The organism is Proteiniphilum sp. (assembly GCF_040307845.1).
Classification (GTDB): domain Bacteria; phylum Bacteroidota; class Bacteroidia; order Bacteroidales; family Dysgonomonadaceae; genus Proteiniphilum.
On the sequence record NZ_JAWRIS010000028.1, the window covers coordinates 1 to 18,725 of the forward strand.

At 42.6% G+C, this 18,725-nt stretch carries 9 protein-coding genes; all 9 read right to left on the reverse strand.

Annotated elements, in window-relative coordinates; genetic code table 11:
- On the reverse strand, positions 1-865 hold an 865-nt coding region (locus tag ABV001_RS06955; protein ID WP_352422128.1), incomplete at its 3' end, for a RagB/SusD family nutrient uptake outer membrane protein.
- Positions 866-876: 11 nt separating this feature from the next.
- The gene (locus ABV001_RS06960; protein ID WP_352422129.1) at positions 877-3,948 is read right to left on the reverse strand and encodes a SusC/RagA family TonB-linked outer membrane protein; all 3,072 of its coding nucleotides are present in this window, start codon (positions 3,946-3,948) and stop codon (positions 877-879) included.
- Positions 3,949-3,967: 19 nt separating this feature from the next.
- On the reverse strand, positions 3,968-5,791 hold the full coding sequence (locus ABV001_RS06965) for a RagB/SusD family nutrient uptake outer membrane protein (protein WP_352422130.1): 1,824 nt from the start codon (positions 5,789-5,791) through the stop codon (positions 3,968-3,970).
- Between the two features lie 23 nt (positions 5,792-5,814).
- The gene (locus ABV001_RS06970) at positions 5,815-8,940 is read right to left on the reverse strand and encodes a SusC/RagA family TonB-linked outer membrane protein (protein WP_352422131.1); all 3,126 of its coding nucleotides are present in this window, start codon (positions 8,938-8,940) and stop codon (positions 5,815-5,817) included.
- A gap of 860 nt (positions 8,941-9,800) precedes the next feature.
- A complete protein-coding gene (locus tag ABV001_RS06975) occupies positions 9,801-11,045 on the reverse strand; it encodes an alkaline phosphatase family protein (RefSeq protein WP_352422132.1) in 1,245 nt (414 codons plus the stop codon).
- 44 nt (positions 11,046-11,089) lie between these two features.
- Complete coding sequence (locus tag ABV001_RS06980) at positions 11,090-13,483, reverse strand: family 20 glycosylhydrolase (RefSeq protein WP_352422133.1); 2,394 nt, start codon at positions 13,481-13,483, stop codon at positions 11,090-11,092.
- An 11-nt stretch (positions 13,484-13,494) separates the two neighbouring features.
- Positions 13,495-15,264: an alpha-L-rhamnosidase-related protein gene (locus ABV001_RS06985; RefSeq protein ID WP_352422134.1), complete on the reverse strand. Its 1,770-nt coding sequence runs from the start codon at positions 15,262-15,264 to the stop codon at positions 13,495-13,497.
- Between the two features lie 104 nt (positions 15,265-15,368).
- Positions 15,369-17,648, reverse strand: coding sequence for an alpha-L-rhamnosidase-related protein (locus ABV001_RS06990; protein ID WP_352422135.1), 2,280 nt, complete (start codon positions 17,646-17,648; stop codon positions 15,369-15,371).
- Between the two features lie 12 nt (positions 17,649-17,660).
- Positions 17,661-18,569, reverse strand: a complete 909-nt coding sequence (locus ABV001_RS06995) for an AraC family transcriptional regulator (RefSeq protein ID WP_323423951.1) — start codon at positions 18,567-18,569, stop codon at positions 17,661-17,663.
- Positions 18,570-18,725 lie beyond the last annotated feature (156 nt).

Genomic DNA, 18,725 nt, shown 5'->3' on the forward strand with positions numbered 1-18,725 from the left:
CATTCTGGGCTACATCCCCACCTGGTGTGACGTTGAATAACTCAAATCCGTGTGCCAGACATTGGTCCAATGCTTCTTTGGTGATTTCTGTGGCTTTTTCCCAGGTATATTTACTCCCTGATATGTACCATAACGGACTTGCAGCATATAGCGCTGCCTGTGATTTGACAGCATATGCAAAGGCGCGGGTAATGGTTCCCCTTTCATTGTCACTTATATTCCAGCGGAAACCTATATCTGATTTTCCACTTTCAGGGATCGCCAATGCAACGTCGCAATCGGCAATGATAAAGTCTACACACTCTTCGAAAGTGGCACGGCGATCATTGGAAAAATCATGGGTAACTTCATAAGGTGTGCTTATGAGCGGAACGCCTCCATACCTTTTGATTAATTGTAAGTAATAAAATGCCCTTAAGACATGCACTTCTCCAATCCATCCGTTCTTCTCATCTTCGTCAATTATCGCCGTAGCCATTTCCGGATCATTGATATTTGCCAGAAAGGAGTTGCATTTCCTGATTCCCTGGAAATAGTGGGCCCAGGAGTATGATCCTGCTACAGGGTTGTTGGAAGCAGAGGTGCGGTTATTGTACCAGTCGAATACGGCACCGCTCACGCCATTACTCGCATCATGTGCTTCGTCACTAAAGGAGGCAAGAGGAGTCCGATTGCCCTGGTACATAAATCCGACCTGCGGGAAATAGGAACGGCAGTTGCCGTAATAGTTTCTTGTACGATGATAGCTGTTGAATATATCTTTAAGCGTTAATCTGCCGTCGGAAGGTAAATCCAGATCAGCACAAGAATTTATGCTAAAGAGAGTGATAGCTATTATACATATTTTAATAATACTCTTATTCATGATCTATAATATTAAAAGTTTGCACTAATGCCAATATTAAAAACTCGATAAGGTTGGAATGTAGCTATACTTCCAATTTCCGGATCAATATACTTGGATTTCATATTGTCTAGTGTGAACAAATTTTGGATGTTGAGTATAACTTTAATTCTTTCGGAACGAATTTTTTCAGATATCCGTTCAGGTAAAGAATATGCCAGCGTAACATTACGCAAGCGCAGGTAAGAACGATCACTCAAAAAGAAATCATTGTTGACATGGTTCGTCGACGGTGACAGAGAGAGTGCAGGAAAACTAATCTCTTCGCCGGCCGCATACCGTTCGGGTGTCCAGGCATTCATGTGAATATCATTGAATATCCCTTTTCCCTGGTTTTCATAAGCACCCATACCGCTTAGGAACTGTGAACTTTTTCTTACGCCATGAAGAAGAAATGAAAATTCGATACTTTTCCATGTGAATCCTCCTGTCAAGCTATATTCCTGTTGAGGAATAAAGCTGTATCCCATAGGAGCTGTGTCTTTCTCATCGATAATCCCATCATTATTCAAATCTTTATAGATAAAATCTCCTACCCGCGGTGTACCAAAAGAGTAACTGAGCTTTGAGTTGGCAAGTTCCTCAGCTGAATTGAACATCCCGTTACCGTTGCTCCAATCAATTTTGTATCCCCAGAGTTGCCCGACAGAGAAACCCTCGGTACGGTATGGATAGGCGTAATCATCCCCCAGTGGCGCCTCATTAATGTTAATCACTTTGTTTTTAGCCTGCATGAAATTTGCCTGTGCAAAAATTGAAAAATCTTTTGAGAGATGTTTGTTGAACCCTAATGACAACTCAAACCCTTTATTTTCCATTTCACCTTCATTCAGTTTTGGAAAATAATTGAGAGGGACTCCCTGGTATTCAGGTATTGTGTAACTACTGTTGATTAACATATTGCTTACATGATCGGAGAAATAATCAACATCGAGTGTAAACATGTTCAAGAATCCCAGATTGATTCCCACGTTCAATTTTTTGATTTTTTCAGCTTCCAACCTGGGATTCCCAATTTCCAGTTCAGAACCATCTGAGCGAATATTATCCAAATAAAGGAATCGTGCTCCACCAAGCTGGTCATTGCCACTGACACCATACGACGCCTTAAGCTTTAGTAAGGAGATCAATTGAGACTGAAAAAAGTCTTCTTTGGAAGCGATCCATGCACCTGAGATAGCGGGTGTGAATGAATACCGGTGGTCGGGATGGAATTGTTCCGAACCAGAATATCCCATGTCTGCTTTTAAAAAATATCGATCCTTGTATCCATACAGGGCAGAGAGTCCGAAATTCTGGCGTTTATAGGGTAATACAGTATTGGCTGAGCCCGTTGATTCTTTTTCCTGTTTTAAATAATAGGTATGAGCCGAAGCATTGATACTGTGATCTCCAAAACGACGGTTATAATCCACACTTGCTAAAAAGTTCAGATAATAAAAAAATAGTGAACCCTTGCCGTAACTTAAAGGTGTATTTTCGAATGTTTTATATTGAATGAAATTGTCTAAGGTAGAAAAATCATCCTCCCGTATAAGTCTCCTATAACTCTGATTAGTCCCTGTTTCGTTTCGTACGTAGGTTTGATAGGCCATACTGCCACTGACGGAAAGTCCTTTCGCGAGGTAATCCAAATCGACCTTTAAGCCAGCCTGGGCGATGATATTTGTCTCGATCACCGTACGATAGCCAGACCGGTTCAATATACCATATACGGGATTATCCAATCCTTCTACCGTTACTACCTGTTCACTCATATCGGGATCATCTTCATTGATGGGTGAAAGCGGGCCATACATTGTAGGAGGTTGCTGGAATATATAGTTATATATAGTCCATCCCATATTTCCTCCTGCTAATATTTCCCGTTTTACATTTCCTGTCAATCTCATATAACCGGATATGTAGTCATTGAAATTTACATCCATGTTTGTACGGAAGTTACCGATATTTACATTGGGTGTAGGGTCATACTTCCTATTGGGTTCGTCTGCAATAATCAAAGGTTCACCTTGATGTACGAAACTTAAATTTGAATAGTAACGAAACTTATCCGTACCGCCTCCCACGTTCACACCCACGCGTTGCCGCATCACATAGTTCTTGATATACTGGTCGAACCAATTGTTGTTCGGATACCTGGGATCATTGCCTGCATCGAAATAGCCAATCTCCTCATCCGAAAATTGGGAGTTTTTACCCAATCCGTCCCGTTCGCCTGCTTCATTGCGTAGTCTTGCATATTGACCGGAGCTGACAAATTGAGGACGCCTGGTCATCTGCTGAAATGAGTAATCGGCATAGCCTTCCACGTTCAACTTACCACTATATCCTCTCTTTGTAGTGATGACGATCACTCCGGCAGATCCTTGAATACCGTATGCTGCTGTGGCAGATGCATCCTTTAATACCGAAATACTCTCTATTTCTTTAGGCGAAATAAATTCGATATATTGTGTAGGAGCAATTACGCCATCTATAATTACCACCGGACTATATCCATTCACAGTAGAAATGCCCCGGATCGTTTTGGTGAAATTCCCATATCCGAAGAAAGTCAACTCAGCAATGTTATTTATAACCGTTAAGCCGGGTAATCTTCCCTCATAGGTGTCAGACAGTACATTGGAAGGCGTTCTGTCCAATATCTCCCCAGAAACGGAGGAAACAGCACCAGTAATCGATTCCTTGTTATAGGAGTTATATCCGAAGTTAACTTCTCCTCCCATGTTGTGTGGATCGAAAGCGAGTTGTATCTTTTCGTCATTTATCAATTGATCTGTGGAAATACGGGTATTCAGATAGCCGGCAGCAGAGACATGGATAAATTGGTCCTCCATTTTGGAGGGTAATTTAAAAGTGCCGTCTTTGGCTGTTCGTGATGTATATTTACCATCTTCCGTCTTGATCAGTGCACCCTGGATCGGTTGGTTATATTCATTCACAACCCGATTCAGCACATCATCTGTTCCCTGCGCGTATGAAGGCACGGCCATCAATAAACAAATAATGTATAACGCTATGAATTTTATTTTTTTCTTCATTTTTTCATCATATTTGAAGTTACCATCCTGGATTTTGCCATTTTTCTCCCGTAACAGCTTCAAGGGTTGCTGCTTCATTTAAGGGCAGCGGAAGCAACAAGTCGCGGTTTTGCCATCCGCCCCTCGGGTTGTTCGAGATATTCCGCCGGTTATAAGTAAAACTACCGTCACTTTGTTTTGTGATGACCATTGCTGTAAACCATTTGCTTGTCTCACTCAAGTCTCCATCTGGCTTTTGCCAGCGCCTGAGATCGAAATAGCGTTGCTCTTCCCATGCCAACTCTACACGACGTTCATTGCGTATACGTAGAATCAACTCTTGTTGGGATAAACCTGCCGGTAGATTGGGCATTCCCGAACGGGCGCGGACTTCATTCGCTGCTGCCCTTGCTTCCTCTAAATGATTGGCTTCCGCAGCTGCTTCGGCTAAATCCAATAAAGTTTCACCCAAACGATAATATTTCCATCTTGAATTATTAATCCCTCTGTTGCCGCTTGCACCGGGCGTAACCATTTTATTGTGGTAATATCCCGTTCTTGAGAAACTGCGGTTTGTGATATCGAAACTGGGAGCATGTGCTCCGCCGGTAAATGTTTCAATTGTCACTTCCTTACTGTCGAATATGATTTTGCTGCCGTTATGAAGCACTGTTTCGGCAAGACGAGGATCGCGGTTGGCATAAGGATTGTTGGGGTCATACATTGTATTTGCAGTATTGTAATTGGGCTGCAGATGTTTTTCATCTGAATAGGGTTTACTCAGGTTAAGTACCGGTTCCCCGTTTATTGTTTCAAAGGCATCGACCAGCTCCTGTGTCGGTGCAACCCCGCATTTATAGGTGTTAGGCATATTGCTTCCAATATAACCAATATGCCACACAAATACGTCGCCACTCCGTACCTGGAAAATAGTTTCTTTATCGCGCGGCGTGGCGGAATAATCGGCGTTTTGAGTGACCAGCTGGCGGAAGGCGGCTGCAGGCCCGTTTCCATACACCGAGGTTTGTGTTGTTTTGGTGAATAACTCATAGCCGTTCGCCTTTAATCTCGTAACAGCATCTTTGGCTGTAGTATAAGCCTCTTCCCAGTGGTTTTGACCTTCATTATGCAGAGGACTGGCAGCAAATAACATGGCTTTCGTTTTAAGTGCTAATGCCAACGCCTTGGTTACCCGCATGGCATCGTTCTTATTGTCAATTCTCCACGGTAAGTTGGGCTCTGCCAAAGCTGCATCACAATCGGCCACAATGAATTTCGCCACGTCGTAGACGGATGACCGGGTCAAGGTGGAAAAATCAGCATCGAAAGGCACGGTTGCGTCCAATACCGGTACTTTGCCAAACCACTTGACCAACTCCATATAGAAAAATGCCCTTAATACACGAGCTTCAGCTTTAAAACGCCCCCTGTTGGTTTCCGCATGCACGGCAGCATTATCTATTACTTCAATGAATTGGGTGCATAGACGAATTTGCTGCCAGGAACGATTCCAGTAACCTGTATTCCCTCCTCCATGTCCATCATGGGCATCCCTAATATTATGGAAACTCGCCGAGTTATTATCAGCATACATACCGCTGGAAGGTATACCTTGTGCTTCCTCTGAATTATATCCATCATCGCTTGATGCCACTACTAAAGCGTCAAAAAACCAATAACTGTACCCTTTTTGAGGAATATTATTATAGCACCTGTTTAAAAGTCCCTCCACCTTATCCGGATCAGAAAGCACTTCATCCATTTGCATATTCCCATCAGGAGCCATGTCAAGAGCATCTGTGCAATTGCTGAGACCCATGATTAATGGTAATATGATAAATATTAATTGTTGATATCTTTTCATATCTTATCTTATTATTTTATTGGTTAGAATGTAATGTTAAGTCCAAAATTAACCATCTTTGTCAAAGGATACACTAAGGTTGCGGGTTGCTCTGGATCTACAGTGTCTATTGGTAATTTTTTGAAAGTCAGTAGATTATTCCCGTTAGTGTAGACTCTTAAACTTTCAACGCCAATGATTTTCAACCATTTTTCCGGGATGTTGTATCCCAATTCTAAGGTTTTTAAACGCAGAAAAGAGCGATCCATGATAAATAAATCATTGGGGTTCTGGCTAACGCCACTTGCCATTCCCAGAGCAGGGTAAAGAATTTTTTCTCCGTTTGCATATCTTTCGGCAGTCCAGGCATGCTTATGCCATCCACTATAAAAGCCGACCAATGCAAATTCTGTTGCTCCCCATCCGCTGGTATATCTGCTGGTCTGTCCTACACCTGTAAGAAGAAAAGAAAAATCGATGTTCTTATAATTGAGGGAGCCTGATAATCCATAAGTAAGACGTGGAATATTCGGATATCCTATGGGCACCATGTCACGGTCATTGATGACTCCATCTTCGTTTACGTCTACATACATAAGATCACCTAAACGGGGAGTCCCGCCCACTTCATATTTCGGCAGATTATCTAACTCCTCTTGCGTGTTAATGTATCCATTACCATTGCTGTAGTCTATCTTATATCCAAATGGTTGGCCAATACTAAATCCGGTCACTCGGTTTCTATAGGCATAATCCTCTCCATATTGCACTTCATCGGCAAAAACAACGGTGTTTTTATTGTATGCGTAGTTCGCCTTGACGAGGAAAGAAAAGTCTTTGTTGACTGTTTTCCGGTAGGTTAATTCAGCTTCAAAACCTTTATTGTCCACTTCACCGATATTTACCCTCGGAATATTTTCTAACGGTACACCTTGAAGAATAGGTATCGTTTTACGGCTGATCAGAATTTTATCGCGGTGTTCCTTAAAGAAATCCACCGTTAGTGAAAGGCTTTTCAGTAATTCCACGTCGATACCCATGTTGGTTTTCTGTGCTATCTCCCATTGGAGAGCCTCATTTCCCATTCTACCTTGTGCCACACTTTGTCCTCTTCCTAAACCGGGAAAAACCCCGCCTTTCATATTAATGAAACTTTGATAGAGGAACCTTTCTTCCCCCAATTTATCGTTACCTGTCTTTCCATGTGAAAATCTTACTTTCAGATTTGTGAGAAAGGGACTATTCCTCAAAAACGATTCATTACTAAGAATCCAACCAACAGAGAAGGCAGGGAAGGACCCAAATCGATTTTTAGGGGCAAACTGCTCTGAGCCATTATGTCCGTAGTTGAATTCGGCCAGGTACCTGTTGTCGTAATTGTAGGTTACACGACCTACAATACCCACTATATTGAAAGGCAAATCGGCACCATATTTATCCCAATTATCACGCTGATAAAGAAACATTCCGGTAACGTTATGTTTCTCGAAGGCCCTGGCATAATTTAATGAGGCTTGATAATTCATGTAATACCGGGTTTGCATATTTTTCGATAAGCTAATAGCCGGATCAGAGTTGGATCGAATAGGGGTATATCCATTGGTTTCGTTAGCATTGCGAGCTACATGAAAAGCATAGGCATCCAAATTACGAACCCCTTGAAATACAGTGTTGGCATGACTGTCAAAAGCTATCATCCCTTTGGCTGATAATCCCTTGGTAATAAAATCCAGCCCCCAATCCAATGTCAAGGAAGAGTTTAGATTATTGGTCGTCTCCTGGCGATACCCCCGTCTGTTTATCTCTCCATAAGTGTTCCTATCTTGTCCAGATTGGGCGACTATTTCATTTTCCGGCACTCCATAACCTGGGGCGGTAGTAGGTCCCGGATCTGTCGGAGGCGTAGCCCAAGTGTAAGCAATCATATTTTCCACCATTCCTGCAACACTTCCGTTAAACAGGGCAATGGTTTGGGGAGTGTTCATTTTCTCAAGATAAGTGGCAATATTCAGCGACGCCTTTAAATTACCGGCGATGTTGTAATCAACATTGCCACGGAAGTTATAACGATCCATCTTATAGCTTGGGTCATAACCCAAAAAGCTTTTTGGTTCGGTTTTGAAGTTACCTCCCTGGCCGATATAACCTGCGTTGAGAAAATAGGTGAATTTGTCACCGCCGCCATCGAAGTTCGCATTTACACGTGTTTGCGGCGCCCAATCCCTAAAATAATCATGATAAACATCCCGATCGGGATAGAACACACGGTCTTCGCCACTACGATATTTATCGATCATATACTGCGTAAATGGCAACTGATCGCCAGATGCTCCCGGATAATCATTCATATAAGCCTGATTCCGCAGTTCTGCAAACTCCCATGAATGCAAACGGTCGGCTTTCGCCAGAAATTTCTGCATGCTTTGATCGACTGTAATGCTGAGTCTTGATTTACCCGGTTGTCCTCTCCGGGTGGTCACCATCACAACACCATTGGCACCGCGCACCCCAAATACTGCAGTTGCCGATGCGTCCTTAAGAATGCTGATTGATTCAACTTCATTGGGATCTATTTTACTTATATTGTCTCGTGGTATCCCGTCTATAAGGATAAGTGGAGAAGCGTTATTCAAGGTTCCCACCCCGCGAAGGTAAAGACTGACTTCGTCACTTCCTGGCTGTCCGGATGTCTGGATAGCAGTTAATCCAGGTAGGCGACCAGCCAAAGCGGCGGACAAGTTGGCAGCTGAACTCTGTTTCAGTTCTTTGGTATCGACTGATGATATGGCTGCGGTGACCGATGCTTTCTTCTGTATGCCGTAACCAACTACCACGACTTCCTCCAGGAGTTCCGCATCTTCAGTAAGTATTACGTCGATCCTTGTTCTGCCATTTACATCTATTGTCTGAGAGCGCATGCCTACATACGATACTTCAATTTTTGCATTCGGTGGAACATTCGTGAGGGTGTACTGACCATTGAAATCGGTAATGGTTCCTCTCTCACTTTCTCCAACAATTTTGAGGGTTACCCCAATGAGTGGTTCATCCTGGGTATCCATCACCGTTCCGGTGATATTTATATTTTGTGCAAATATTCCAATTGAATATATGCTTAAAAAAAAGAACATGAGCCTTTTTCCAACATTTACTGGAATTGTCTTTTTCATTCTTTCATTTTTTTAGATTATTAAATATAAAAATTATCTGTTCTTAAGGTGCTATACGTTTATTTTTCAAGCGATTGATCTGTTATTTTATAACAAAATGGATAAAATATTATTTCTATGTCATAGGCAGGAAATTTTATGATTCTCAACTGGTTCTTAATGAAAATATACTAAAGTTGCCGATAATTAGAAGTAAAATGCTTTTTATTGATAGTTTTAGTTTGCTTAACTATTAATAATACTTGTATATGATTATAAGTCAAACAAATTCAGCTATTATTAACTATTAGTTCAAAAGGATGACATACATAGAATTATGTTTGGATTTTTATAATAAATGCAAAAAAATATCTTTTAAATTTGAAAAAATACTGAGTCCCTTTGTTTACTATGTCACAAGCAAATCTCTATTTCGCTTAAATAATCCTTGTTATATAATATATTCCAAAAATAGCTGATATTCCCTATCTAAAGTTGTAAAAAATGACAATCAAATAAAGAGAAATGATATTTAACATTCATCACTAACTCGAGATCTTAGGGAAGGGTTTTCTTTTTGTCTTATTTTAGCTGTAAAAGGAGCGTTGACTTAGGAGCCAATAGGAGATTTACATGATCGGTTGATGGGGAAATCTTTTCGGAGCCGGGGTATTGGATAACCTCCGCGGAGAAGGGCAGGTTGATACGTCTTTTCCCTCCCTCCACCGAATGAATGCAAATCCAATTCCTGCCGGCATATGTTACGTCATTGGTATCATTATATATATGGACGCCGGCATCTTTACATATCTTACGCAATTCCGGATACCCCGATAACCATTGGTCAGTTTATTAGATAATTGTAATAGTCTGATTATTTGCTATTTATAGATCCAGTAATTCAATGTGTGATTGGGTGTTTTTAAAACGACTTTCACAAAATCTGAATTTTTAGGGAACTTGATAGGAATAGCCGCCTTTTCCTCCTTAATATTCACTTTACCGATCTTTTGGTAGGTGTCTTTTCCTCCTACTTTGATATTGTTCGTGAAGCTTACCAGCACTTCCGCCTCCATATCTTTCTCCTTATTGATGGCATTCCAGTTAAGCTCCAGTATCTTGCCCCCACTCAAATGACCTTTCAGGTCAAAAGCATCTATCTCTTTCAATACAGAAATACCGTCCAATTCATATTGCGTTTCGGCTGGGATTTTCACATCCAAAAAACCACAGATAGTAGGGAGAAGATCGACGGCCGCAGTACGGTAATTGAGGGCATACTGATTGATATCCTTTTTATTCATTATCATCCATGTATGGCGTTCATTATCGCTTTGCCCCCCGTGATGTCTTGCTGTAATCGGCGTTCTGCCATGATCGGTTACCACGACAAAGAGCCAGTTCTCTCCGAACTCTTCCTCGCGTTGTTTTACTGCGTCATAGATCAGCCCGACCAATGCATCCTGGAAGGTGATGGAATTGTACAATTCGGGACTATTCCCATAGTGGTGGCCTGCATCATCGGTATACTGCAGGTAAACCCATGACAGATCGGGTCCGTTTTTATAAATGGTTTTTGCGGTTGCCATGGCTACCTCTGCATCGATTCTTTTGATGTAATAACTCTTTTTGTCGTGGGGATAGTTCTCGGTGTCTATTTCAAGCCCGTCAAAATGGTAGTCGAATTTAATTCCTCCGGTGGCAGGTAATCCCTCCCCAAGGAGTTTGGTACGGTTGTCGAGCCAGGTGGAAAAGATTCCTATTTTTCCATCCGGGTAAGCATCTTTGTAGAGTCTGAACAGGGTGGGGTAGTTGTAATTGGGGTCATTCAGGCTATTGTCCCAGATGTTATTCTTATGTGCCCACGTTCCGGTGACCAGGGTGGCATACCCGTTGGCAGAAATAGTGGGGGTTTCAGAATAACCGCCTCTCTCTCCTCCCACGTAAGAGTTCAAGAAAACACCTTCTTTCTCTATCCTGTCCAGATTGGGAGTGCTTGCTTTATGGATGATATCTGTCGGGATACCGTCCATAATAATATAAATTGCTTTGTTTCCCGGAGCCTGGGCGAAAGAAAACAATCCTATCGTCCATAGTAACCATATAAATCCTGTTTTTTTATTCATTTTACTGTTTTGTCCTGAAAATAGGTGCACGTTTTCGGCTTATTTTATTCAATCATTGTTAATCCTGCGAAACTGAAGTACTGTTCGGTAATATTCAGTTCTTCTATTGTTTCACGGGTCTCCATGGTTTTCAGATGGGCGGTGTTGAACCCTTTCCCACCATCGTTATTATAGACCCATGTTGGAGTGGGCCACAAGCAGGCGCGGAATTTTACCGTGCGGTAAAAATCCATGGAAACGCCCTGTTGTCCGTGGTGCGCCATTTGGATGTAATCGCAGTCTAACTCGTCTTTGAACGGTCCATTCAGCAATTTATCCCCTGCCTCTTTTCCTGTATCGGCAAGAAAGAGTATCGATTTTACAGGATCGGAAACCCTCATTACCACGCTGGAATTATTATAGGGATTAGTGCCTGCGAGTTCTTCATTTTTAATCCCCAGGATTTTAAAGGTAGTGTTGCCGAATGTAAAAACCATACCGGGAGTCAACTCGGTGGACTTTATTCCGGATTTCTTCACTGTTTCATAATATTTCACGGCGTCCTTTTTAGAACCGGGCTCCGATTCTAATAGGTTGTCTGAAAAGGTAGATTGGCAAATTTCCCGTATAGTAATCCCTTTCGGGTCTTCCAGAATTTTTGTCAAAGCTCCGATATGGTCGCCATGGGGATGGGTTACGAACCAGCAATCTACTACATTGCCCAATGCACCTAAAAAACCCCTTAGATAATTTTCTTCTTCTTTTACTCCTCCGTCTATCACAATAATTTTGTTATTGTTGGTACGTATTACGTAGGAATTTCCGATCGTATTTATTTGAGAAGGTAATTGCCAAAGAGTGAAGGTATCATCTTGCTTTGAAAATGATGGCTGTTGGTTGAAATAACCCAATTTTCGCCAACGGCGTTCGGTGTTTTTCACGCGTCGGCAAAAATCCTGATAATCCTTGTTGGTTGCTTTGGTCCAGCCACATTCAGCATAAGCAGCAAGACGCGGGAATATTTGATAATATATACGGGTCACGTTGGGAGTATATTCCCCCCACATCTGACACCCCGTACCGAGTATTTTGGACTCTTTGGATTTTTTCAAACCATCGGGTATCGGGTTGAACGAATAGGCCTTTTCGAGAGGTATCACTTCGTAGGGATAGTCGAGATAGGTGAAATGACGGTTGGAGTTCACTACATCGTAGCCTTTTTCGATGGCTTTGTTCACAAGCCCGATATCGCCATCCCAAAAATGGACGATTGTACCTTCGGCCAATTTTTCCGATTGTCCTTCCTCTACATGTGCTTCATTCCGGATATTGTCTCCGGTAATTTCGTTCCAGCCCATCATTTTCACACCTTTCGATGCGAGGTATTTGGAGAATCTGTTGATCGACCATACCTGCAGATCGGCAAATGTAGGAATATTGTTGTCCTCCATGAACTTTACAATCTGTTGGTTATTCCGCCAGTGTGAATGATCGGCTTCATCCCCACCGATATGCAGAAGCTTTGACGGAAACAGTGCAATCACCTCATCCAGAATGTCATGAAGGAACTCTTCAACCTTGGGGTCAGTCACATTGTAAAGATCACCCCAGATACCTTTTCCCTCCTTGCTGCTGCTTGCGCCAAGCCAGGGATAGGCGGCTATGGATGCTGAAGCATGTCCCGGCACTTCAATCTCCGGCATGACTTTTATCCCTCTCTCACCCGCATATTTTACGATCTCACGAATTTCGTCTTGAGTGTAAAACATTTTCTTACCGGGGAATGTCTCGTCCCATTTTTCGGGTGTAAAGTCTCTATGAGAGAAGTCACGTAGGGAACCTATTGTCGTGAGTTCAGGATATTTTTTAATCTCAATTCTCCAGCCCGGATCATCGACCAGATGCCAGTGAAAAGTATTCATTTTCAGTCGCGCCATTTCGTCAAGCAATCTCTTTACCGTTTCCATCCCATGGAAATGACGGCTTTCATCGAGCATAAATGCACGCCATGGAAATGCCGGTTCGTCCGTGATACTGCAAACAGGTAATGTGATGATGTTGTCGTCTCCCTTCACTATCTGGCACAATGACTGGAATGCATATAAAACTCCGTTTTCGGAAGAGGCGGATATGGTTATTTTACCTTTCCCGGTAATCTGGAGTTGGTAAGCCTCGGGATTTTGGGATAGTTTATTGTTTACATTCACGATGATCAGCGCGTTCTTTTTTTCGGTTGCGTCAGCAAACTCGATATCAAACTCCTTGAAAATAGAAGAAAGATATTCCCTGTTAATATTCAATTGAGAAGGAATAAAAATAGTCCATTTTTGCTGTACAGCGACTTGCTCTCCGGAAGTGCTTTCCTTTGCCGGCTTGGGGACAATAGGCAATGAGTTGTTTGACTGTACTGCCGGAATAACAGATAGACTGAGGAAAAATGTCAGTACCAGGTATTTCATTTTGAATATATTTATCTTATAACTTTTATCTCTTTCGGGGCATCTATTTCACTTTTTACTTTTCCGTCAGGTTGTTTCACATGTTTCACTGTTACAATACCGTACGGAGTAGGGAATGTACCTTCTGCAAAAGAGAGGCCTCCCAGATTGGGTTGTATCCGGATTACTTTTGACCCGGGTTCCACGACCTGAATACCCAGTACGTGTGCCGTTAGCCAGGCAGTAGGCCCGGATGCCCAGCCATGGCAGAGACTGGCCCTGAGGCCGATATAACAGTGGTCACCTCCATCGGCGTGGATATTGAACTTCGATGGTTCGGGCAATTGATCGATAGGTATAGCATTCAGTCGTTCTTCGTAATTGAAGTTTTCCCAGAAGGTGGTAGCGCCCAAATCGAGCATAGCTCCCCAGTAATCGGAAATAATATCCATCGCTTCCCGGTATTTGCCGTCTTTGGCCAATGCCTCGAGCATATAATAGCCGTAGAAGGTAGCGAAATCATTAGCTCCGTTGTTGAGTATGACCGGGGAAGCCTTGACAGGGGAAAGTATACCGGCCAAAGCGAGTAATGAAGCGGCTTGTTTATTTCCATGGTCAACCGGGCGATGTTTTCTCAACGATCCGGATGTTTTTGCGCATAGTTGGTTGAGTTCACGGTCGTTCAGCCATCCGGCAATATCTTTTCCCGCTTCCATAGCCATAAGCGTCAGGGACTGGAGACCGGAATGAATAACGTTCTCATCATTTGCCGTGGGCCAATCAAGAAAACGACCTCCATCCAGATTTTCCTTTCCGTTTTTATCTATTTTTGAAATGATCTGACTGATCAGTTCAGAGAGATAGGGCTGTTGTGCTTTCAAATAATCGAGATCTCCATGATAGAGATAAAGATCGCGATGGGCAATGATCCACCACAGTGAGTAGGAGGAAATGCCGTTCATCCATCCGGGCAGGGGAGTGGTATCCCTTCCAAAATCGAGACTTTTCTTCACCACTTCGTGATCACCAAATACGGTGTTGATCGTCATGATTTCCGGATGTATGTCCCCCAGCCACACCAACCGGTCACGTTTTATTCCGTCCCACAGGTATTCCTGCATATTCAGGTGGACGGTATAGGCCCCCGTCTCCCATATTTCATTTAGTCGTTCGTTATCACATTTGAATGAACCCAGATAAGGGATATCCCTGTATCGAAAGATTCCTCTTACTGACCGTATCGGCAGATCAACACCTTTGTCCAGGAGATCTATCCTGACAAACCGAAATCCGGAATTACCCACTTCGACAGTCCCCAGCCAGGGTATTTCCAGTGTATAATCTCTTAACGAGTGATCATTGGTGGCAGAATTCATTCCCGGGACACTATTGTCTATACAATCGCTCATAGCTTCGGAAACCGATTCTCCCAGACGGATACGGACTCTGACGGGCTTTTTCTCCGCCCTTATCGCGGCGGCTATTTCTATTCCTCCGTATATTTCTGTTCCGAAATCCAGAAGAACGGAAGCCTGCACTTCGTTATCCGACTGCAATACGCACATACCTGCTCCACTGGTAGATAATTGTCCGTCGAATTGTGTCAACAGCACTTCGGGATTTTTTACCTGTTGGTTTTTATTATCCGATTGCCATACGACTTTCACCGGGGTAACGTAACTCCTCGTGATCTCATCCTTGTCCAGATTATTCCGGAAATTTTCAGTCAGGACATTTTTTTGCGCATGGATGCTTCCTGTAAATAATAGCGTGAGAGAAAAGGTAATGAAAAATTGTTTCATATATTTAGTTTTTGATATTACTCTTTTTTACACGAAGGGCTCTGTCTATATCGAAATAAAGTTTGCCTATGTATATAATGCAGTCGTCCGTTGGTTTTGGTGCGTCAATGTTCTACTACGAATACCCATTTCCCGGAACCAATATTCTCAATGACTGAAAAGTTTCCGTCCCTTCTATATTTTACCGGTTGGCCATTTATGCGTGTGGTCTGGCTTCTGGAATAGAAAGGTAGAGATATATCAGCGGTTGTGTTGGCCGGAATATCCACTTCAAGCCTGAACGATTGCCCGGGATTATTATTAAAACTCATTGTTACATCACCCCGGATAGTGGGATGTTTGATCTCAGCTGATTTCAACGAACCCGGTTGGGGCTTGATCCTGATCTTACGGAATCCCGGTTCCAAAGGCTCGATACCCATCAGTTTCCGCGGAATGAGGTTGGCAGGAGCGGCACCCCAGGCATGGTTCCAATCCTGATTGGGTTTATACTTGTTGTCCCATGCTTCGAGTGTGATGGTGGAGCCGACGCGGACCATGTTGTACCAGCTTCTTTCGCCTGTGGAAGTCAGCAATTGCAGCCCGTATCCGGCATCGTTGGCATTGTAGATGGCGTCGAGCAGGAACTGCGAACCATATACACTGCAAGCCATCCCTCGTGAACGGATAAAGTTCAACACGCTGTCGATCTGTTTTTCGGGTACCAATCCAAAAGCAAGCGGGAACATATTGGCATGAAGTGACGCATGATCAGTTCCGATGCCATCAATATAAACGCCTCTTTTGTTATCGAAAAGATATTTATTAAAAGATTGCTTTAGTTTGGTGGCACGTTCTTTATAAAACTTCTGGTCATCTGTCTTACCTAATGTTTCCGCGATTTGCGCCATCAAAACCAGCGTCCTGTAATGGAAAGCATTGACTACCGTGTTGATGTCGGTGAAGACAAAGCCATCGGTCTCACCGCCTTCTTCCTTTTCCAACCCGAGAATGCCGGTGTGGGGCCAATCGACAATATCCCGCATTTCCCCGTTGAAATGGACAGATTGAAGCACTTCCGGCGTTACCTTCCCGGTACGTGTACTGATAAATCCATTCTCGTCGGAGAGTGCTACCAGAGTTTTTGCCTGAAGGTCTTCATAGAAGTGTGCCAATGAGAGTGTATTGCCGGTGTACATATAGTCTTCCCATGCTATGAGAACGGATTGCAGGTGCCATTCGGTCGGCCAGGTCGGCTTCCGGATGAGGTATTCGTGCGAGTAGCGTGCCATGCTGTAGTCACGTGCCACACCGTAGTGTGATAGTTGATTGATCAGTGCATCCGCCTCGTAAGGAATTCTTTCCCGGTCCCCATCGACATATATACCGAGGAAAGATGTGGCTTTTATTGAGTATTTGCTGATATCCCAAACCTGATTGAGTATGGTGTCGGAACTATGGAAATATGAATCGAAATCGTTGAACGGATAAAAAACCGTCTCCCGTATCAGGTCTTTTTCCTGTAACAGATGCTTGTAATTCTCAACTTCGCAATAACGGAACGGAGTTACCTCTCCAATGTATTCCGGCATCAGTACAGCCTGTGGCCCGGTATTCCTTTTATCGGGGCGAATGGCGATCACATAGGTTTTCCAGCCTCTATCCAATCCGATCTTGTATTGGGAGTAACGGATTGAAGCCCCCGGGGAGCGGTTAACTGCACCGTTTTTTTCTGTTTCACCTAGGTGGATGATTATACTATCGGTTCCGGTATCAGAATAGAGATTCACCCTAATCCTGCCGAAAGCTGCTTTCCCGAAATCGGCAAAATGACGCATTTCGCCAATCCGATTAATTTTTACGGGATACTCGTCTTGTTTTTGTATCGGATATCGGTCGGTAGCATAATCGGTTAGCTTTTTGGCGGTCTTAAAAGTCGAAATTTGAGAAAAATCTGATTCTTCACCATGCTGATTCCACGTTTTTACTTTCCAAAAATAGACTTTATCCGGTTCGAGCTGTTTACCGCTATAAAGTACGTTGACAGAACAACTTTTATCCACTTTTCCGGAGTCCCACAAATCAGCCGAATCTTTGAACAGAAAATCCCTTTCGGATGCGACTAATAGCTGATAGGCTGTTTGATGGGTATTCTCCCCTTGGACAGGAACCATCCATCCGAAAAATGGCACAGGGGTGCTTATTTCGGTGAACTGGAAATTTTCTCTCCCTAAAACAGCTTTCTCTAATGGTGTGTTAGCTGGATACCCGTTTATATATACCTGTTCGGCTTGTGATAACAAATTAACCGTTAATCCATATGGAACAACTTGATCCTGTGCATGGATAATTGGCAATAAGAAAAAATATGAGAACGCCAGTACTATTATTTTTTTGATGCGCATGAATAATCAGGATTAGTTGTTATTATGTTTTACCCGCCCTGAATTTCGGTATTCCATGGGAGTAACCCCGACTCTTTTCTTGAAGAACGACAAAAAGTATTCATAAGAACTAAAATTCAGTTCGTAAGATATTTCTTTTATAGAGTAATTAGTCTCCGCCAGTAATTCCTTCGCCTTTCTTAATTTTAATTCCTGAAAATATTGTGCCGGAGCATAACCCGTATACTCCTTAAAGGCTTTTCTGAATAAAGAATAGCTGATTCCCAAATTTGTGGCAATACCTTTGATATCAATATTTTTATAGATATTTTCAATCATGATAACTTTGGCCTGTTCTATCTTTTGAGCTGAATCCCTCGATTCGAAATTCCTGTTTTGTGCCAGCGATAAAATTGTACCCAGGATGTTAAAAGCTATTCCTGCGAGATTTTGTTGAGCAGCCGTTTTGTCTTCTTTCGCTACTTTGATGGCGGTAGAAAACAGGTGTACCAGATCTTCATTCACCCCTACATCGAGGATCTGATTTTCTGCAGATATAAAACCGGTCACTACAATATCATCGATGATTTTTCCTTCAAAGCCAATATAGTACTCGTTCCAACCAGTCTCTTGGAGCGGACAGTAAGTATGCCATTGTCCGGGAAAAAGAAAAATAACCTGTCCTTTGCCAATACTTGTTCTTTTCGTGGAATTGGATGAAAAAACTCCCTTACCTTTACTAATATATACTATCTGATACTCTGATAAAATACGTCCGTTATTTGGGGTGAAGTAGTAATTTTTTGGATGTTCTGTAGACGGATATACCGTATTAGGTGCTATTGGTTGAAACCCAACGGTATTGACCGTCAACCCAAATTTCTTATCTTTTTCGTTGACTAACAGGTATTTAAAGTCGATGCCAAAATCATTGTACCTCATGTTGTTTCTGTTTAGATTTGCACGTTCATTTTCTTTGTAAATAGGCGTTTTAAATTTTATTACTCATTATGGCATAACGAAAACGCTATTTAGAGTGTAAATTTACATAAATAAACCGAATTCAGTTCCTGCCGCATTCATCAATCTGTCGCGGCA

Excerpts from the sequence above, each read along its gene's own strand:
- ABV001_RS06960 (WP_352422129.1), bottom strand. The coding sequence starts at position 3,948 with ATGAAGAAAAAAATAAAATTCATAGCGTTATACATTATTTGTTTATTG.
- ABV001_RS06965 (WP_352422130.1), bottom strand. The coding sequence starts at position 5,791 with ATGAAAAGATATCAACAATTAATATTTATCATATTACCATTAATCATG.
- ABV001_RS06970 (WP_352422131.1), bottom strand. The coding sequence starts at position 8,940 with ATGAAAAAGACAATTCCAGTAAATGTTGGAAAAAGGCTCATGTTCTTT.
- ABV001_RS06975 (WP_352422132.1), bottom strand. The coding sequence starts at position 11,045 with ATGAATAAAAAAACAGGATTTATATGGTTACTATGGACGATAGGATTG.
- ABV001_RS06980 (WP_352422133.1), bottom strand. The coding sequence starts at position 13,483 with ATGAAATACCTGGTACTGACATTTTTCCTCAGTCTATCTGTTATTCCG.
- ABV001_RS06985 (WP_352422134.1), bottom strand. The coding sequence starts at position 15,264 with ATGAAACAATTTTTCATTACCTTTTCTCTCACGCTATTATTTACAGGA.
- ABV001_RS06990 (WP_352422135.1), bottom strand. The coding sequence starts at position 17,648 with ATGCGCATCAAAAAAATAATAGTACTGGCGTTCTCATATTTTTTCTTA.
- ABV001_RS06995 (WP_323423951.1), bottom strand. The coding sequence starts at position 18,569 with ATGAGGTACAATGATTTTGGCATCGACTTTAAATACCTGTTAGTCAAC.